Below are 15,424 nucleotides of genomic sequence, written 5' to 3' on the forward strand. Positions count from 1 at the left end.
GACCGCCCCGCGGGCGGCCGCGGCGGGCGCCGTCGCGGCCGGGGCCGGCGTGGTCGGGAGCAGCAGGGCGGCGGTCGCCGCGAGAACACAGGTCAGTGCGCGTCGGGAGAGTCCACGGAACACGGGACGCTCCTCCCCTCGGCGGTCTCGGGGTGGCTGGGACGGGGGTGCGGCGCGAGGCGCGCGGTCACGCCTTGCGCAGCCGGGCGATGACACCGTCGATGTCGCGCACCAGCATGTCGTGGCGTACGAAGTGGCCGCCGGGCAGCTCGTGCCACTCGTGCGGGATGCCCGCCTGGCCCAGGGCGGCACGGAACTCCCGCTGCCCCGCGAGCACTTGGGTCTCATTGGCGGTGTCGAACCAGCTGACCGGATCAGGGCTGGTCCCGGCGACCATGAAGACCCGCTTGTGCCGGTAGCTCTCGATCCGCTGCATCGGGTTGTCGGCGTTCACCCGGGCCTCGTCCCAGAACGGCGCGCCGTAGACCGTGCCGCCCGCCAGGTCCAGGCCGGCGGACGTGGCGTTGGCCCAGTGGACCACGAGACCGTTGTCCCGGCGCAGGCTGGCGGGTCCCGAGTGGGAACTCACCGAGGCGAAGTGCCCCCAGTACTTGGCGGCGTACTTCAGCGCGCCGAAGCCGCCCATCGAGAAGCCCGACACGGCACGTCCGTCGTACTCCGCGAAGGTGCGGAAGTTCGCGTCGATCCACGGGATCAGCTGCTCGATGTGGAACGTCTCCCAGTTGCGCGGGCCGACGTTCGAGCTCACGGGGTTGGAGTACCAGCCGGCGCTGCCGCCGTCGGGCATGACGACGATGAGCCGCTTGCCCGCGGTCCAGTCGCGGATGCGCTCGCGGTCGAAGGTGATGAAGTCCTGTCCGTGGCCGCCTCCGTGGAAGAGGTACAGCACGGGGTAGGTGCGCCCGCTCCCGTGGTAGTCGTCCGGGAGGAGCACGTTCACGGCGGGGTTCCAACCGATCGCGTTCGTCTGGAAGCGGTAGTACCACATGCGGGGGTCGGCCTCGCCGCGCTCCACGATGCGCAGACCGAAGCCGTCACCGACGGCGGCGGCGGAGGACGCGCTCGCGAGGACGCCTCCGGCGCCGAGGGCCAGAGCGGCCGAGAGGCCCCCGGCGGACTTGAGAATGCTCCTGCGGGTGGGCTGCTGCGCGGTCAACGTGTCCTCCTGGTCGGGCGGGCGGCGTGGGGTCCGAAGCGGCGGGAGACGGCCGTGGGGAACGGGCGTCTGGAAGGTAGCAACGCCGCGGCGCCGGGGGACTCCGGAAGGTTACGGACTGACAGGCGGGAGACCCGTCGGCTACGGCCCCGCCCGCACGACCGTTCCGCTACGGCCCCGCCCGCGACGACCGTTCCGCCACGACCGTTCAGCGACGACCGTTTCGCGACGGGACCGCGGGCGGTCCGGTCGGTCGGGTCATCGGTATTTCATCGCGGCTCCCTAGCGTGTCCGCGTTCGGACCAAGGCCCGTACCCCAGGGGAAGGACGGCTCGATGGCACGGAGGAGACGTGGAGCGAGGCTGCCGATGGCGGTCCTGGCCGTCGTCGCGATGATGAGCACCTTGGCGGCCACCGGATCGGAGGCCGCGGAGCCGGCCGCAGCCGAGCCGGGGTCGCTGAAGCCGACGATCCGCTACACCGAGTACGGCATCCCGCACATCGTCGCCTCGGACTGGGAGGGACTGGGCACGGGCTACGGCTACGCGGCGGCCAAGGACAACATCTGCACCCTGGCCGACACCTATCTGATGGTCAACGCCCAGCGGTCCCGCCACCTGGGGCCCGACGGCAGGGCGAGCCCCGGCCAGAACCAGAACACCACCAGCAACCTCAACAGTGACCTGTACTTCCAGCGGATCAAGGACGACCGGGTGGTGGAACGGCTCCTCGCCGCGCCCGCGCCCGACGGCCCCGCCCCGGAGGTGGTGGAGGGCATCCGCGGCTACGTAGAGGGGTACAACAGGTACCTGGCCGAGACCGGCGTGGACAACCTCTCGGACCCCGCCTGCCGCGGCGCGGACTGGGTCCGCCCGATCACGGAGCTGGACGTCTACCGGCACGCCCATGCGGAGATCATCATGGGCAGCGCCGACGCGCTGCTCGACGGCCTCGTGAACGCCGCGCCCCCGGGTGCGTCGGCCACGGCGAAGCCGGCGTCCGCGCCGGAGGGGAAGTCGGTGTCCTCACCCGCCGTCACCGCGGCGAAGATCCGTGACGCGATGGCGGTCAGCCGCGAGCAGAGCATGGGCAGCAACGCCCTCGCCGTCGGATCGCAGGGCGTGTCCGGCGGCACCAGCATGCTGCTCGCCAACCCGCACTTCCCCTGGCAGGGCAAGAACCGCATGTGGCAGAGCCAGCTGACGATCCCGGGCAAGGTCAACGTCTCCGGGGCCAGCCTGCTGGGACTGCCCGCCGTCAACATCGGCCACAACGAGAACGTCGCCTGGAGCCACACGGTCGCGACCGTCGCCCCGTTCGGTCTCTTCGACGTCCAGGTGGATCCGCTGAACCCCACGAAGTACCTGGTCGACGGCGCCTGGGAGCAGATGACCTCGCAGAAGGTCACGGTCGACGTGCGGAAGGCCGACGGCACCCTCTCCCAGATCACCAGGACCCTCTGGTCCACCCGCTACGGCCCGGTCACCACCTCCCTGCAGGGCGTACCCCTGCCGTGGGTGGTCAGCGCGCACGCGGTGCGCGATGTGAACATGGGCAACCTGCGCGCGCTGAACACCTGGTTCCGGCTCGACCAGGCCAAGGACGTCCACGAGGTCGTCGACACGCTGGAGAGCACGCAGGGCGTGCCCTTCTTCAACACGCTCGCCTCCGACCGCAAGGGCAACGCCCTGTACGCGGACATCCAGGCCACGCCCAACATCACCGACGACCACGCCCGGTCGTGTCTCACCGAGACCGGCAAGCTGCTGTTCCACCAGTCGCTGCGGCTGCCGAACGTCCCACCGATCTCCGTCCTCGACGGCAAGCGCAGCGCGTGCGACTGGCCCGACGACCCGAACGCCGTCGCGCCGGGACTCCTCGACCCGAAGAAGCAACCACGCCTGATCCGGGCCGACTTCGTGGCCAACGCCAACGACAGTCCCTGGCTTGCCAACCCCGAGCAACCGCTGGCCTTCCCCCGGGTGATGGGCGACACCGCGGCGCCCCGCTCGCTGCGCACCCAGGAGCTGCTCCTGACCGCTCAGCGCCGGATCGACGGCACCGACGGGCTGCCGGGCCGGGGCTTCACCCCGCAGACCATGGGGCAGTTGCTCTTCGCCGACAACAGCAGGGCGGCCGACCTGGCCCTCGGCGCCACGGTGTCGGCGTGCCAGAGCGTCCCCTTCGGGCTCGTCCTCGTCGACGGCAACCTGGTGAACGTGAGCGAGGCGTGCCCGATCCTGGCCGCCTGGAAGAGCCACGACTTCACCTCGGACAGCAGGGGATCCTGGCTGTTCGCCCACTACTGGTCCTTCCTGCTGGGCGGACAGGGGATCGAGAAGCTGCCGTGGCGGGTCCCCTTCGACCCCAAGGACCCGGTGCACACGCCGAATTCACTGGACTCCGGGAGTTCGGCCGTCCGGGACGCGCTGGCCCGGGCCGTCCACGCGCTGCGCACGGCGGGCGTCGCCTTGAACGCTCCGCTGTCGGACGTCCAGAAGGTCACCCGTGGTGGTGAACAGATCCCCATTCACGGCTCGATCGGTCAGCTCGGCGTGCTGAACGTGATCACTCCGGGCCAGGTCGACGGCAGGTTCGACATCGTGTACGGGTCGAGCTTCGTCCAGCAGGTCCGGTTCACCGCCGACGGCCCGCCCGAGGCGTTGTCCGTCCTGGCCTACTCCCAGTCGGCCGACCCGAACTCACCGCACTACGCCGACCAGACGAAGCTCTTCTCGGCCGGGAAGTGGGTGACCGAGCGCTTCACCGAGGAACAGATCGCGGCCTCGCCGGAACTGCGGATCAAGATCCTGAACTGACAGGAGGGAGAGCACAGTGAAGAGAGCGACAGGACGAACGAACTGGTGGCGCGTGGGGGCTGCCTGGCTGCTCGCCACCGTGGCGGCGACGGTCGCCCCCGCGGGTTCGGTACAGGCCGCCGACGACGGCACCGTACCGCCGCCGATGGCGAACGGCTTCGGCCTGACCCAGGTCGACACGGCGAAGGGCAGCGCGACCGACTTCTACCTCACGGTCACCACACCCGAGGTCGCCGGCGAGCAGCACATCAAGATCATTCTGCCGCGCGGCTACGACGACGACCCGGCCCGGCGCTATCCGGTGATGTACTTCCTGCACGGCTCGCCCGACGACCCGGTCCGGCAGAACTACCCTGCCCTGTCCATGTCGGACTCCATGATCACCGTCATTCCCGGCGGGGGAGCCCGCGGCTGGTACGCGAACTGGCTGAACCAGAAGACCGCGGCAGGCGCCCAGAACTGGGAGAACTTCCATCTCAAGCAGGTGATCCCGTTCATCGACGCCAACCTGCGGACCATCCCGACGAAGCAGGCGCGGGCCGTCACCGGTGTCTCCATGGGCGGCTTCGGTGCCTTCCACTACGCCCAGGCCCGTCCCGACCTGTTCAGTCAGACCGCGTCCCTGTCCGGCGACATCGACCTGTCGGTCAGGTCGATGGACCTACGGCTGGCCGTCGTCGCCTCGCTCATCGACGCGCAGGGCGCCATCTGCGGCTCGGCGTCCAGTGTCTGCGACCCCGACGACTCCCCGTACAAGCCCGCCGTCGACAGTGACGCCGCGTTCGGCTCGCCGTACCCGGTGTTCAACGCCGACCGGCGGTGGAACGAGGTCGACCCGTCGCAGCACATGGACCGGCTCAAGGCCGGCGGAGTCGGCGTCTCCCTGTACGTGGGCAACGGCGGCGGCTCGCCCACCGACATCGAGTTCTGGCTGGAGGGAGCGGCCAAGCACGTCAAGAACGCGATGGACGCCCTGGGCATGTCGTACCACTACGTCAACTACGGCGACGGCTCCGGCTGGGGCACACAGTGCAACGGCGGGCACAACGGAGGCTGTTGGGAGGAGTCCCTGCGGGACCTGATTCCCCGGCTGGAGCGGGCCTTCGCCTCCTGATCCGGCACCACCCCTGACCGGGCGCAGCCGGCCCAGGCCCGGCCCGCCCGGCCCCTGTGCCCCGATCGGGTCATCTGCTCCTGTGTGCCGGTTACGGGGACGGCGGGCCCCCTAGCCTGGTCGTTGGTGGATCTGCGTCCAGGCGGGGGAGTTGCACGATGTGGTTGCGCGGCCCGGATCGGCTCTGGCGCTACAGGGACGTCCATGCCGAACCCACCGGTCTGCGCGATCGGGGGTGGCGGGTGGTCCGCCTGGCCGCGGCGGCCGCGCCGCTGCTGGTCGTGGTGTGGACGGACCGCACCGCCCCAGGGTCGGCGTTCGAGGTCCTGCGGTGGGTGCTCGCCGTGCTGCTGCTGGTGCGCGCGGGCATCGGGGAACGGCGCATGCGCGTGGTGAGCCGCGCGGTGCGGCGGAGGTGGTGCCGTAAGGACGCCTTGCTGCTGGCGGCCGCGACGGCGCTCGCGGCGCAGCTGCCTCCGGGTGACGCGTCTCCCTCCCCGTGGGCGACCCTGCTGTGCGCGGTGCTCGCCGTCCTGATCACCGCCCTCGGCTGTCTGCACGACTACCGCACCTGGCCACAGGTACGGGGACTCTCGTCACCCTGGGTCCGGGGCTTCGGCGGGCTCCGGGGCTGGTTCTCGTACGGCTGGGCCCCTTCCCTCATCGCCGTGGTCCAGCCGGACGTGGGCGTGCTCCTGCCGGCGGCCACGGCCATGACCGTCCTGGAGATCGGCTTCGCCCTCTGCGCCGCGCGGAGCGGTGACTGGGCCCTGCGCGCGGACGCGGCGGTCGCACTCCTGGCGACCCGGATCGCCCGCGACCGCTACCCCCTGGGGCTGACCGCGATCGCCCGCGAGCGGTGGTGGGGCACGACGACCCGGCCACCGCACTGGCCCGACCTGGCGTTGTGGGAACTCTGGGTGCGTCACGCCGAACTGCTCTCCTCACGCCCGCAGTACGGCCTGGTCCCGATCCTCTGGCGGCCCGTGACCGCCGTACCCGCCTCGGAGGGGGAGCCGTGGATCAGCGCGGCCGAGTCGGCCGCCGAGTCGCTGCGCTGGCTCTGCCACCAGCGGGTCGGCATGAACCCCGCCCGGCACAAGGAACTGTGGGACACCACGCGCGTCGTGACGGCGATGACGTCCATGGCGCGAGCGGAAGCGAGCTGCGCCTCCGGGGAGTTCGACCACGCCATCAACAATCGTCGGCGTGCCGCCGAGCTATTCGACGCGGCCGGACTCGGCGGCAACGCGGCGGCCGCACGCTGCCTCGCCGCCGACGTGCTCCTCTTCGACCTGCGCCGACCGGACGAGGCCCGACGCGAGCTGGCGCAGGTCGACCTCCGAGGAGATCTGCCCAAGGCCGTGGTCTGTCTGGCCCTGACCCTGAAGGGGGCCGGTGGTGACGTGGCGTCAGGAGGTGCCGCCGCGCGCATGATGCCGCTCGACCTGCTGTGCGCCAAGGGGCTGTTCGACGCGTTGCCGACCTGGCTGCCGTTCGGAGGTGGTGGCCGGCTGCGGGAGGTCGCGTTCGTACGGCTGGTCGAGCAGCGTTTCGCCCGCATGGCCGAGGGACTCGGGCCGCGACTGCCCGCCCAGGTCAGCGCGTATCGCAGCATGTACACCACGGTCCTGGATCGTTACGAGCTGCCTGCCGCCCATGACCTGCGTGAGGCCTTGCGGCACGCGCGGGAGTGCGAGGCGGCCCGCTCCCCGGCCGCACGGAACATCGCCGAGGACGTGGTTGCCGCCGCCCGCTCCCTCGGAGACCTCCCGCACGAGGCGGAGGCCCGTCGGCTGCTGACCCGGCTCGCCGAGTCCGAGCGGCGCTGGGCGGACCTCGCCACCGAACTCCTGGCGCTCGTGGACCTCGTCGAGCGGCTGAGGGAACGCGTCAGTCACGGCGACACACGGATCGACCTCGATCTCACGCCCGCCTGCGCGCGGTTGATCGAGCTCATCGTCGACGGGCGGGCTCCCGCGCTCACCCCGGCCACTGCCGTCGAACTGGCCGAACGCAGCCGCTCCCGTCTGCTCCTCGAGGAGTCCGGCTCGGCTGTCGCCCCCGAACTTCCCGTGCAGCTTGATCAGTTGCGGGAGCGAGAACGGAATACGGGGAAGGGGTTGGTACGGGAGGGGGTCCTGCCCCGTCCGGTGGGGAACGACCTGTCGCCCATGGACGTCGACCCTTCGTACCAGCGGCGGTACCGGGCGGTCCGCGAAGCGGTCTGGGCGGACCTGGAGGCATCCGGGCCGCTCGGCGCCGCCTACGTCAGGCACCGGCGCGGCGCCCCCGCCACCTTCGAGGAACTGCGGGCGGTGCTGCCACCGGGCGTCGTGCTCTGCGAACTCGTCCGCCGCGAGACGCGGATGTTCGTGCTGGTGGTGCGCGCGGACCGGTCGGCGCCCACCCTCTTCGCCGTGCCCCTGGACGGGCGTCCCGAGCAGCTCGAACTGCCCGCCCCCGACGGCCCGGAGTCCTGGGGCGAGCCCCTGCGACCGCTCCTGCGCGCGGTGGCCGACCACTGCGCACCGGGGGAGACCCTGTGGCTCGTCCCCGACGGGCCCCTGCACGACCTGCCGCTGCACGCCGTCGAGGTGGACGGCGCCCCGCTCGGCGACCGCCGTCCGATGTGTGTCACCCCCAGCGCCTCGCTGTTGCGACTGCGGCTCGGCCGGACCCCGGACTCGGGCGTCCGTCGGGCGCTGATCCTGGCCGACCCCGACGGCGACCTGCCGCACGCCCGCGCCGAAGCCCATCTCGTCGGTTCCCTGCTGCCCGAAACCGACGTGCTGACCGGAGCCTCGGCGACCCGCGGGCGGCTGCTGGAGAAGCTGGGCGCGGAGCGGTACGACGTACTCCACCTCGCCTGCCACTACGGCTTCGACCGCGACCGGCCCTCCGGTTCGGGAGTCCGGCTCGCCGACGGGCGGCTGACCGTCGAGGACTTCCTCTCGGTACGCCTTGACGATTCACTCGTCGTCGTGAGCGGCTGCGAGACAGGGGCCCAGCAGCACCGGCGGGGCAACGAACTGATCGGCCTCACCAGGGCACTGCTGTATGCCGGAGCCCGTGCGGTGGTCGTCAGCCAGTGGGCCGTGAACGACGTCTCCACCGCCCTGCTGATGGCCGGCCTCTACCGGCGGCTCGCCCGCGACACACCCGTCGGAGCCGCCCTCTCCGCCGCGCGGAGCGAGGTGCGCGGGATGACCTTCCAGGACGCCGTCGAACGGTGCGAGCGGCTGAGGGACCTGCCGGCGAACCGGACCATCGCCACGCGCCTCGGCCGCGACCTCGCCCAACTCAAGCTGCGCGCCGGCGACACGACGGCAGCCATGAGCGAGATCGACGCGCTGCTGCCGCGCATCGCCCGGGGCTCCGCGGAACACCATGCCCTGATCGACCTGAAACGACAGACCCGGTTCCAGCACGGCCGGCTGCGCGCGGACTTCACGCGGCCCGCGTTCGCCTCCCCGTTCTTCTGGGCCCCGTTCACCCTGGTAGGAGACTGGCGTTGACCCTCGCCGAACTGACCCTGGTTCCCGTCGCACCGCTGCCCGAAGCGGAGACCTCCGGCTACGTCATGACGGTGGACGCGGAGGGCTGGCCCACCGCGCTCGGCAGGACGGAGGACGTGGACACCGGCCTGCCGCCGGCCGTTCTGCTGCCCGCGCCGATGACCCTGCCCGAGCTGTGCGCCGGCGGCACGCTCGACCTGCTCGCTCTCAACCCGTACGGCGCCCTGGTCCACGACCGCGGGCGCGTGCTGGGCGTGCTGGAGCAGCACACCGTCTCCGCTCACCTGGTCACCCTGTCGGCTCGCGGCACGCTGCGCGGCGACACACCGTCGCCCCTGGACGCCGTACTCGCCGGCACGTACGCCACCCCGGTCGCGCGGGTCGTCTGCCGGTGCGGCCGGCTCGCCACCCTGACCGCCTACGATCCCGATCTCCCGCCTCTCTGCCCCGGACCGGGGGCCGGACCCGCGTCGGGTCAGGGCGGCCCGGAACCGGAGGCCGCACCCCATCCGCTGGTCGTCAGGACGCGGTGACCGATGTTCACGACGACGCTGGGCGAGGCCGCCCAGTTCGCGGGCCGTCGGTTCGTCCGCGTCGCGCTGCTGCCCAGCCTGGTCTTCTGCGCCTCGCTGATCGTCGTCGCCGTCCTCGGCGGAGAGCGGCCTCCCCGTTCCGTTCTGACGGCCTGGCAGGCACAGCCCATCGAGGTCAAGGCCCTCCTCGTGGCCGGTTTCCTGACCGCCGTCCTGGTCGTCTCGGCGTTCCTGGACTCGGCGCAGCTCGCCCTGGTGAGATGCGCGGAGGGGTACTGGGGCCGGTTCGCGGACCTGTCGTTCGGACGTTTCGGCCGCAGCTGCCACCGGCTGCGGCTGCTGAGGCACGCCGACGGACCGGCCCACCACCTCTACCCGCCGCGCTCACGGCTGCACGAGGTGCGGCCGACGCGCCTGGGAAACATCCTCAAGGCCGCGGAGCTGTACCCGCAACTGCGCTACGGCATCGACGCCGTCCTCGTCTGGCCCCGGCTGTTCCACCTGCTCCCCGACGGCCTGCTCGGAGCCCTGGCGACCGCGCGGGCGGACCTCTCCGCGCTCCTGGTCCGCTCCCTCCTCTCCTGCGCCTTCGCCGTACTGGGCGCCGGCTACGTGGCCGCCCACGGCGGCCCGCCCGAACTGCTCCTGTTCTGCCTGTGGGGCGGAGTCCTGCTGGCCTGGGCGTCCTACCGAGGCGCCCTGAACGCCGCGGTCGTCCACGGCCAGCACGTCCGGGTCGCCTTCGACCTGCACCGCAACGACCTCCTGGAGGCCCTCGGCGAGGAACGACACCCCGGTGCGGAAGCCGAACGGGACCGCTGGCGGCGGATCTGCCTGTTCTGGCACCGGGGTGTCCCCACCCACCACGAGGCCCCACCGCCCGAGAGGCCCCGGACGGCTCCGGAACTTCCCGTCGGGCAGGTGGGGCACGGCTTCTCTCTCACGCAGCTGACGCTGGCGACCGCCGCCACCGCGGGCATCGTGGCGGTCCTGACACCGTACGGGTGAGACCCGTGATCAGGCCCTAGTTCATCGCCGGTCCGGAGTCGTTCAACCAGCCCCACTCCGACCAGGTGGTGAAGCCGGTCTGCCACCGGTGGTAGACGCCGGCGTGGCTGGTGCCGAACACCTCGATGCGGCCGTCGGCGTTGTTGCTCGCGCCGATCGTCGTGCCGCCGCCGCCGAACGTCTCCCACTGCGCGTACGCCGCGTTCGGGCCGGTCTGCCAGGCGTGGCTCGCGGTGGTGGCGTTGATCGCGAACACCTCGACCCGGCCGTCCACCGACCGTGAGGTGGCCAGCTCGGCGTCGGGGATCCCGCCGGTGCCCGTCCACGCGGACCAGGAGGTGGGGCCGGTCTGCCAACGGTGGAAGACACCCGTGGAGTTGGACGCGAACACCTCGAGCCTGCCGTCCTGGTTGTGGCTGACCGCGACCGCCTTTCCGCCGGTGCCGAAGTCCTCCCACGCGGACCAGCCGCCGTTGACGCCGGTCTGGTACAGGTGCCCGAACGTCGCGTCCGAGAGGGCGAACACCTCCAGGCGACCGTCCGGCGCGTTCTCCATGGCGAGGCGCGCGTTCGCCGGCCCGCCGCCCGTGCCCTCCCAGGCGGCCCAACCGCCGCTGGGCGCGCTCTGCCAGCGGTGGAACACGCCGTCGGCGTTGGAGGCGAACACCTCGATACGGCCGTCGGCATTGGTGCCGGCCGCCACTCGGTACCCACCGGTGCCGAAGTTCGCCCAGCCGGACCACCCCGCGCTGGGCCCGGTCTGCCACATGTGGTCGAAGGTGCTGTCCGACAGCGCGAACAGCTCCAGCCGGCCGTCCGCGTTGGAGGCCACCGCCAGCTGCGCGTTGCGCGGGCCGCCGGCGAAGCGCCACGGCGACCAGGCGCCGTTCACGGCCGTCTGCCACGCGTGGTACACGCCGTCGGCGCCGGCGGCGAAGGCTTCGAGACGGCCGTCCGCCGACCGTCCGGAGACCACACGGCCCGAGGCGTACGGGTGCTTGGGCCCACCACCCGTACCGGCCCACAGCGCGTTGGCGATGAGCGCCGCGTCGCCGGCTTCGAGGCCGTACAGGTGGCGCAGGTCCTCACGCGGCCGCTGGACGTTCCAGGCGACGTAACCGATCTCGTGGTCGTTCCATGAACCCCCGGGGAACTGCTGCTCCATCGCGTCGAGGAAGGCGTTGGTGGCGTAGGTCGGGTTCAGCCGCTGCTCGCGGGTGCCCCACCAGTCCTGCTGCTGGAACAGGCCGAGGCTGGTGTGGTCGACGGCCTGCGAGTAGTTGTTCATGCTCGCCTCGACGATGATCGTGGCGATGGAGATCGTCGCGGCCCTCGGGTTGAGCCCGCGGTCCTTCACCGCCTGCGTGACCATGCGGGCGCAGGACATCTTGTACGCGTCCAGATAGCCGGCCATCTTCGCGCCGAGCTGCGGGTTGAGCTGGTCGGCCAGGACGCCGTCGGTGGCCGACGGGCCGGCCGGATCACACGGGACGGTGGGGATGGCCGTGCCGCCGACCGTTCCCTCCGGGCCCATGAAGTACCGGGAGACGCCGTACCGGTCGTCTCCCGGCCGGGGGACGGGGACCGGCCCGGCGGTGGCGGACTGGGCCGTCATGGCGATGACCAGGGCCCATAAGCCGGTGATGACGGCGAGTCTGGAGAGCGCGCGGGACAAGCCGGTTCGTGTCATGGTGTGCCTCTCTGTCGTGAGGTGAGGTACATGGGACGCGGGGGCGCGGTCGGGCTACGGCCGACGGCGTCGCGTCATCGAGGCGGTGCCGTGCGGCCCCGGGCCGAGGGGTCCTCGCCGCGCAGGATCATCCGCCGCGTCCGGCGCAGCAGCCGACTCGGTGGTACGCCCAGCTCGTCGGCGAGGTGGCGGCGGGCGAGGTCGAAGACGGCCAGGGCGTCGGCCTGCCGGCCGTTGACGGACAGCGCCCGCATCAGCGTCGCGGCCAGCGGCTCGTCCAGGGGGTGGGCCGCCGTCAGGGCGAACAGCTCGGCGATTGCGTCCGCGTCCTGGCCGAGCCGCAGCTGCCCCTCGGCCTTCCGCCGGGCGAGGGCGATCCGGCGCTCGGTCAGCCTCAGCCGCTCCAGTTCGGCGAGCGGCCCCGGCAGCCCGGCCAGGGGTTCGCCGCGGAAGAGTTCGAGAGCCTGGGCGCACAGGCGGACCGCCTCGGCCGGCTCGCCCGCGCGCTCGGCCGCCCCGGCGCCCGAGACCAGCTCCTCCATCCGCGCCAGGTCGACGGCGACGGCTTCGGCGACCAGGCGATAGCCGCACCGGGTGTGCTCGATGACGGAGTCCGGGGTGTCCCCGAGGCGCAGGGCCTTGCGCAGCCGGTAGACGTAGACAGGGATCACGTTGGCGGTCGGCGGCTCCATCCCCCAGACGTCGTCGAGGAGTTCGCGCCGGGTGAGCGTCCGGCCCGCGCTCAGCGCGAGCGCCGCGAGCACGGCCTGCTGCCGGAGGTGCCCGAGCTCCAGAGGGCGCCCGTCCCGCGTGGCGGCCCGCACCGGCCCGAGCAGCGAGATCCGCACCGGTGGCCCGGACGGCGAGGACGGGCCCGCCGCACCCGAACGGGGCCCGCGCCCGGGAACGCTCAGCCCGCAGTCGAAGGCGTGCACGATGGCGGCGGCCCGGTCCCGCAGCCCGAGCTTCCCGAGGATCCGTGCGAGGTCCTCGGCCACGACGCGCTCCGGGAGCGCGAGGGCGGCGGCGACCTCGTCGTCCCGCAGACCGCACCCGACCGCGGCGAGCACCGCACGCTCCCGCCGCCCGAGCACGGCGGTGGTCGGGCGGTCGGTCGTGGCGGCGGTCGTCGGCATCACTGCTCCCCGGCTCCCTGCCGGTCGGTCCGGCGGGCGCCGCCGACAACGTAAGGGGAGTGGCGCGGGGGAAGGCATCCGGAACGCTCCGGAGTGACACGCGCCGAGGAAGCCCCGGTTCAGCCTTCCAGTCGCCGGGCGAGCCGGACCAACTCCGCGAGGCGCAGGACCCGTCCGTCGCATCCGGGGAGGGGGACGTGGAGCGGCCGGGTCCACCGCTCGGGAATCGCGTCGAGCCCGTAGTACGCCCCCGCGAGGCCTCCGGTCACGGCCGCGACGGTGTCGGTGTCCCCACCGAGATCGATCGCCGCGCGCAACGCGTCCTCGTATCCCGCTGTCGTACGCAGGGCCCACACGGCGGACCCCAGGCAGGGCCAGACGGCACCGTTGAACTCGGTCGCCCGGTCGGGGTGCCAGTCGGGCGCGAGGACGACCGCGTAGCGCTCGCGGTGGCCCGGGGGGACCAGGTCGAGGACGCCCGGGAGCGCGGCGAGCGGGTCGGCGCCGTCGAGCGTGACGCGGACGAGTTCGTGGAAGATCGCGGTGCCCTCCCAGGCCGCGCGGTCCCCGTGGGTGAGCGCGGCGATGCGGCGGGCCGCGTCCATGGTGGCCGCCTGTCCGGCCGCGGCGAAGCGCACCGCCGAGGTCGAGGCACGCATCAAGGAGCCGTTCCCTGCGGCCCGTCGGTTGATCTGGAAGTGGACCGCCGCCGCGAGGTCCCAGGGCGCGCCGTTGGTCAGCACGTCCTCGGTCTGCAGGCCGATGTCCTTCGGCTCCGCCGCCGCCCACCGCTGGAAGCGGGCGAAGATGTCGGGCAGGTCGAGCCCGCCCCGCTCCAGCAGCGACTCCGCGACCAGGACGGCCATCTGGGTGTCGTCCGTGGCCTCGCCCGGGTCCCAGCCCCCGCCCCCGCACATCTCGCCGCCGGCACCGGGCGCGGGAAACCGGGCGGAGAACGCTCCCGGTGGACCGAACTCGAAGGGCGCCCCCAGCGCGTCGCCCACCGCCGCGCCGACGATCGCGCCGGCCGTCCGCTGTGTTCGCCGCATCCGCTCCATGCGCGCAGGCTATCGATGCCTCGTACGGCGGTGGGTGAGGGTGCCCGGTGCTGCCTCACCCACCGGCGGGAGGTCTCAGGCGTCCCAGGTGACCGGGAGGCTCTTGACGCCGTAGATGTCCGCGGTCTCCGGGCGCAGCGCGACCTCCTCGGCCGGGACGGCGAGGCGGAGGGTGGGGAAGCGCTTGAAGAGGGCGGCGAACGCGACCCGCATCTCGACCCGGGCCAACTGCTGTCCCAGGCACAGGTGGATGCCGTGGCCGAAGGCCAGGTGGCCGCCGGCCTCCCGGCGGATGTCGAGCACATGGGGGTCGGCGTAGCGCTCGGGGTCGCGGTTGGCGGCGTTGTACGAGAGGACGACCGTCGTGCCGGCCTCGACGGTCACGCCGCCCACCTCGACATCCTCGAGCGCCGTCCGCATGAACGTCTTGGCGACGCTCAGGTACCGCAGCAGCTCCTCCACGGCCTTGTCGGTCAGCTCGGGGTCGGCACGCAGCGCGGCCAGCTGCTCCGGGTTCCGCAGCAGGGCGAAGGCGCCGAGGGAGAGCATGTTGGCGGTGGTGTCGAACCCGGCCGCCAGGAGGATCAGGCTGATGCCCTTCAGCTCCTCGTCGGTGAGGTCGCTGTCGGTGAGTTCGCTGAGCACGTCGTCGGTCGGGTCGGCGCGCTTGGCCACCACCAGCTGCGCGAGGTACTCCTGGGTCGCGGTGTAGGCCGCGATCAGCTCCTCGTCGCTGGTCTCCCCGTTCATGAACTTGTCGATCTGCTCCTGGAACGAGTCCCGGTCCTCGTAGGGCACACCCAGCAGTTCACAGATGATGATCGTGGGGATGGGCTTGGCGAACGCGGCCACGAGGTCCGCCGTCGGCCCGTTCTTCTCCATCGCGTCCAGGCAGGCCGTGGTGATCTGCTCGACGCGCTCGGTGAGCAGGCGCATCCGCCGCGCGGTGAACTTGCCCACGAGCGGCTTCCGGTAACGCCCGTGATCCGGCTCGTCCATGAGCAGGAACTCGCCGGGCGGCGCCGGAGGGAGCTGGAAGTCGACGACGTTCATGAGGTCCTTGCGCGAGCTGAACCGCGGGTCGGCCAGGACCGACCTGACCAGGTCGTACCCGGTGATCACATAGCCGGGTTTGCCGCCGGGGTGGGTGAATCGGCTGATGGGGCCGTGTCCCTGGGCAGCGATCAGCTCGGCCGGCGGGTCGAAGGGGCAGCCGGCCGGGCGCTCGGCCGGCAGCGACGTGACGTGGTGCAGGGTCTCACTCATGGCTGGTCCTCATCTCGCGACATAGCGTGTTTGACGTATGTCGAAAGCTACGTTGCGTTCATGGTGTCGTCAATCAGTGGCGCTGCACAACTGCAGGTCATTGGG

At 72.1% G+C, this 15,424-nt stretch carries 10 protein-coding genes; 5 read left to right on the plus strand and 5 right to left on the minus strand.

Annotation, left to right across the window (positions count from 1 at the left end; translation table 11 throughout):
* Window positions 1–187 precede the first annotated feature (187 nt).
* Window positions 188–1,177 carry an alpha/beta hydrolase family protein gene (locus AB0E14_RS16015; RefSeq protein ID WP_362417179.1) on the minus strand — a complete coding sequence of 330 codons (990 nt, stop codon included), beginning with the start codon at window positions 1,175–1,177 and terminating at the stop codon, window positions 188–190.
* 335 nt (window positions 1,178–1,512) lie between these two features.
* Here AB0E14_RS16015 and AB0E14_RS16020 point away from each other — a divergent pair, with 335 nt between their 5' ends.
* From AB0E14_RS16020 to AB0E14_RS16040, 5 genes are all read left to right on the plus strand, one after another.
* Window positions 1,513–3,996, plus strand: coding sequence for a penicillin acylase family protein (locus AB0E14_RS16020; protein WP_362417182.1), 2,484 nt, complete (start codon window positions 1,513–1,515; stop codon window positions 3,994–3,996).
* A gap of 67 nt (window positions 3,997–4,063) precedes the next feature.
* A complete protein-coding gene (locus AB0E14_RS16025; protein ID WP_362417368.1) occupies window positions 4,064–5,110 on the plus strand; it encodes an alpha/beta hydrolase-fold protein in 1,047 nt (348 codons plus the stop codon).
* Between the two features lie 158 nt (window positions 5,111–5,268).
* Complete coding sequence (locus AB0E14_RS16030; protein ID WP_362417184.1) at window positions 5,269–8,628, plus strand: CHAT domain-containing protein; 3,360 nt, start codon at window positions 5,269–5,271, stop codon at window positions 8,626–8,628.
* Complete coding sequence (locus AB0E14_RS16035; RefSeq protein WP_362417187.1) at window positions 8,625–9,161, plus strand: hypothetical protein; 537 nt, start codon at window positions 8,625–8,627, stop codon at window positions 9,159–9,161. Before AB0E14_RS16030 ends, AB0E14_RS16035 begins: the two co-directional genes overlap by 4 nt.
* A 3-nt stretch (window positions 9,162–9,164) precedes the next feature.
* A complete protein-coding gene (locus AB0E14_RS16040) occupies window positions 9,165–10,169 on the plus strand; it encodes a hypothetical protein (protein ID WP_362417191.1) in 1,005 nt (334 codons plus the stop codon).
* A gap of 16 nt (window positions 10,170–10,185) precedes the next feature.
* Here AB0E14_RS16040 and AB0E14_RS16045 read toward each other — a convergent pair whose 3' ends face one another.
* The 4 genes from AB0E14_RS16045 to AB0E14_RS16060 all read right to left on the minus strand — a co-directional run bounded on the left by AB0E14_RS16045 (window position 10,186) and on the right by AB0E14_RS16060 (window position 15,319).
* Window positions 10,186–11,859, minus strand: a complete 1,674-nt coding sequence (locus AB0E14_RS16045; protein WP_362417194.1) for a peptidase M23 — start codon at window positions 11,857–11,859, stop codon at window positions 10,186–10,188.
* Window positions 11,860–11,933: 74 nt separating this feature from the next.
* The gene (locus AB0E14_RS16050; protein ID WP_362417197.1) at window positions 11,934–12,995 is read right to left on the minus strand and encodes an AfsR/SARP family transcriptional regulator; all 1,062 of its coding nucleotides are present in this window, start codon (window positions 12,993–12,995) and stop codon (window positions 11,934–11,936) included.
* A gap of 119 nt (window positions 12,996–13,114) precedes the next feature.
* Entirely contained in the window at window positions 13,115–14,044 is a 930-nt protein-coding gene (locus tag AB0E14_RS16055) for an ADP-ribosylglycohydrolase family protein (protein WP_362417371.1), read from the minus strand.
* An 84-nt stretch (window positions 14,045–14,128) separates the two neighbouring features.
* The gene (locus AB0E14_RS16060; protein WP_362417200.1) at window positions 14,129–15,319 is read right to left on the minus strand and encodes a cytochrome P450; all 1,191 of its coding nucleotides are present in this window, start codon (window positions 15,317–15,319) and stop codon (window positions 14,129–14,131) included.
* Between the last annotated feature and the right edge of the window lie 105 nt (window positions 15,320–15,424).

Source organism: Streptomyces sp. NPDC047981 (assembly GCF_040653315.1).
GTDB lineage: Bacteria > Actinomycetota > Actinomycetes > Streptomycetales > Streptomycetaceae > Streptomyces.

What these genes read in the sequence shown, in the direction of transcription:
- AB0E14_RS16055 (WP_362417371.1), bottom strand. Translation starts at nt 14,044, where the DNA reads ATGCGGCGAACACAGCGGACGGCCGGCGCGATCGTCGGCGCGGCGGTG.
- AB0E14_RS16030 (WP_362417184.1), top strand. Translation starts at nt 5,269, where the DNA reads ATGTGGTTGCGCGGCCCGGATCGGCTCTGGCGCTACAGGGACGTCCAT.
- AB0E14_RS16045 (WP_362417194.1), bottom strand. Translation starts at nt 11,859, where the DNA reads ATGACACGAACCGGCTTGTCCCGCGCGCTCTCCAGACTCGCCGTCATC.
- AB0E14_RS16040 (WP_362417191.1), top strand. Translation starts at nt 9,165, where the DNA reads ATGTTCACGACGACGCTGGGCGAGGCCGCCCAGTTCGCGGGCCGTCGG.
- AB0E14_RS16020 (WP_362417182.1), top strand. Translation starts at nt 1,513, where the DNA reads ATGGCACGGAGGAGACGTGGAGCGAGGCTGCCGATGGCGGTCCTGGCC.
- AB0E14_RS16050 (WP_362417197.1), bottom strand. Translation starts at nt 12,995, where the DNA reads ATGCCGACGACCGCCGCCACGACCGACCGCCCGACCACCGCCGTGCTC.
- AB0E14_RS16060 (WP_362417200.1), bottom strand. Translation starts at nt 15,319, where the DNA reads ATGAGTGAGACCCTGCACCACGTCACGTCGCTGCCGGCCGAGCGCCCG.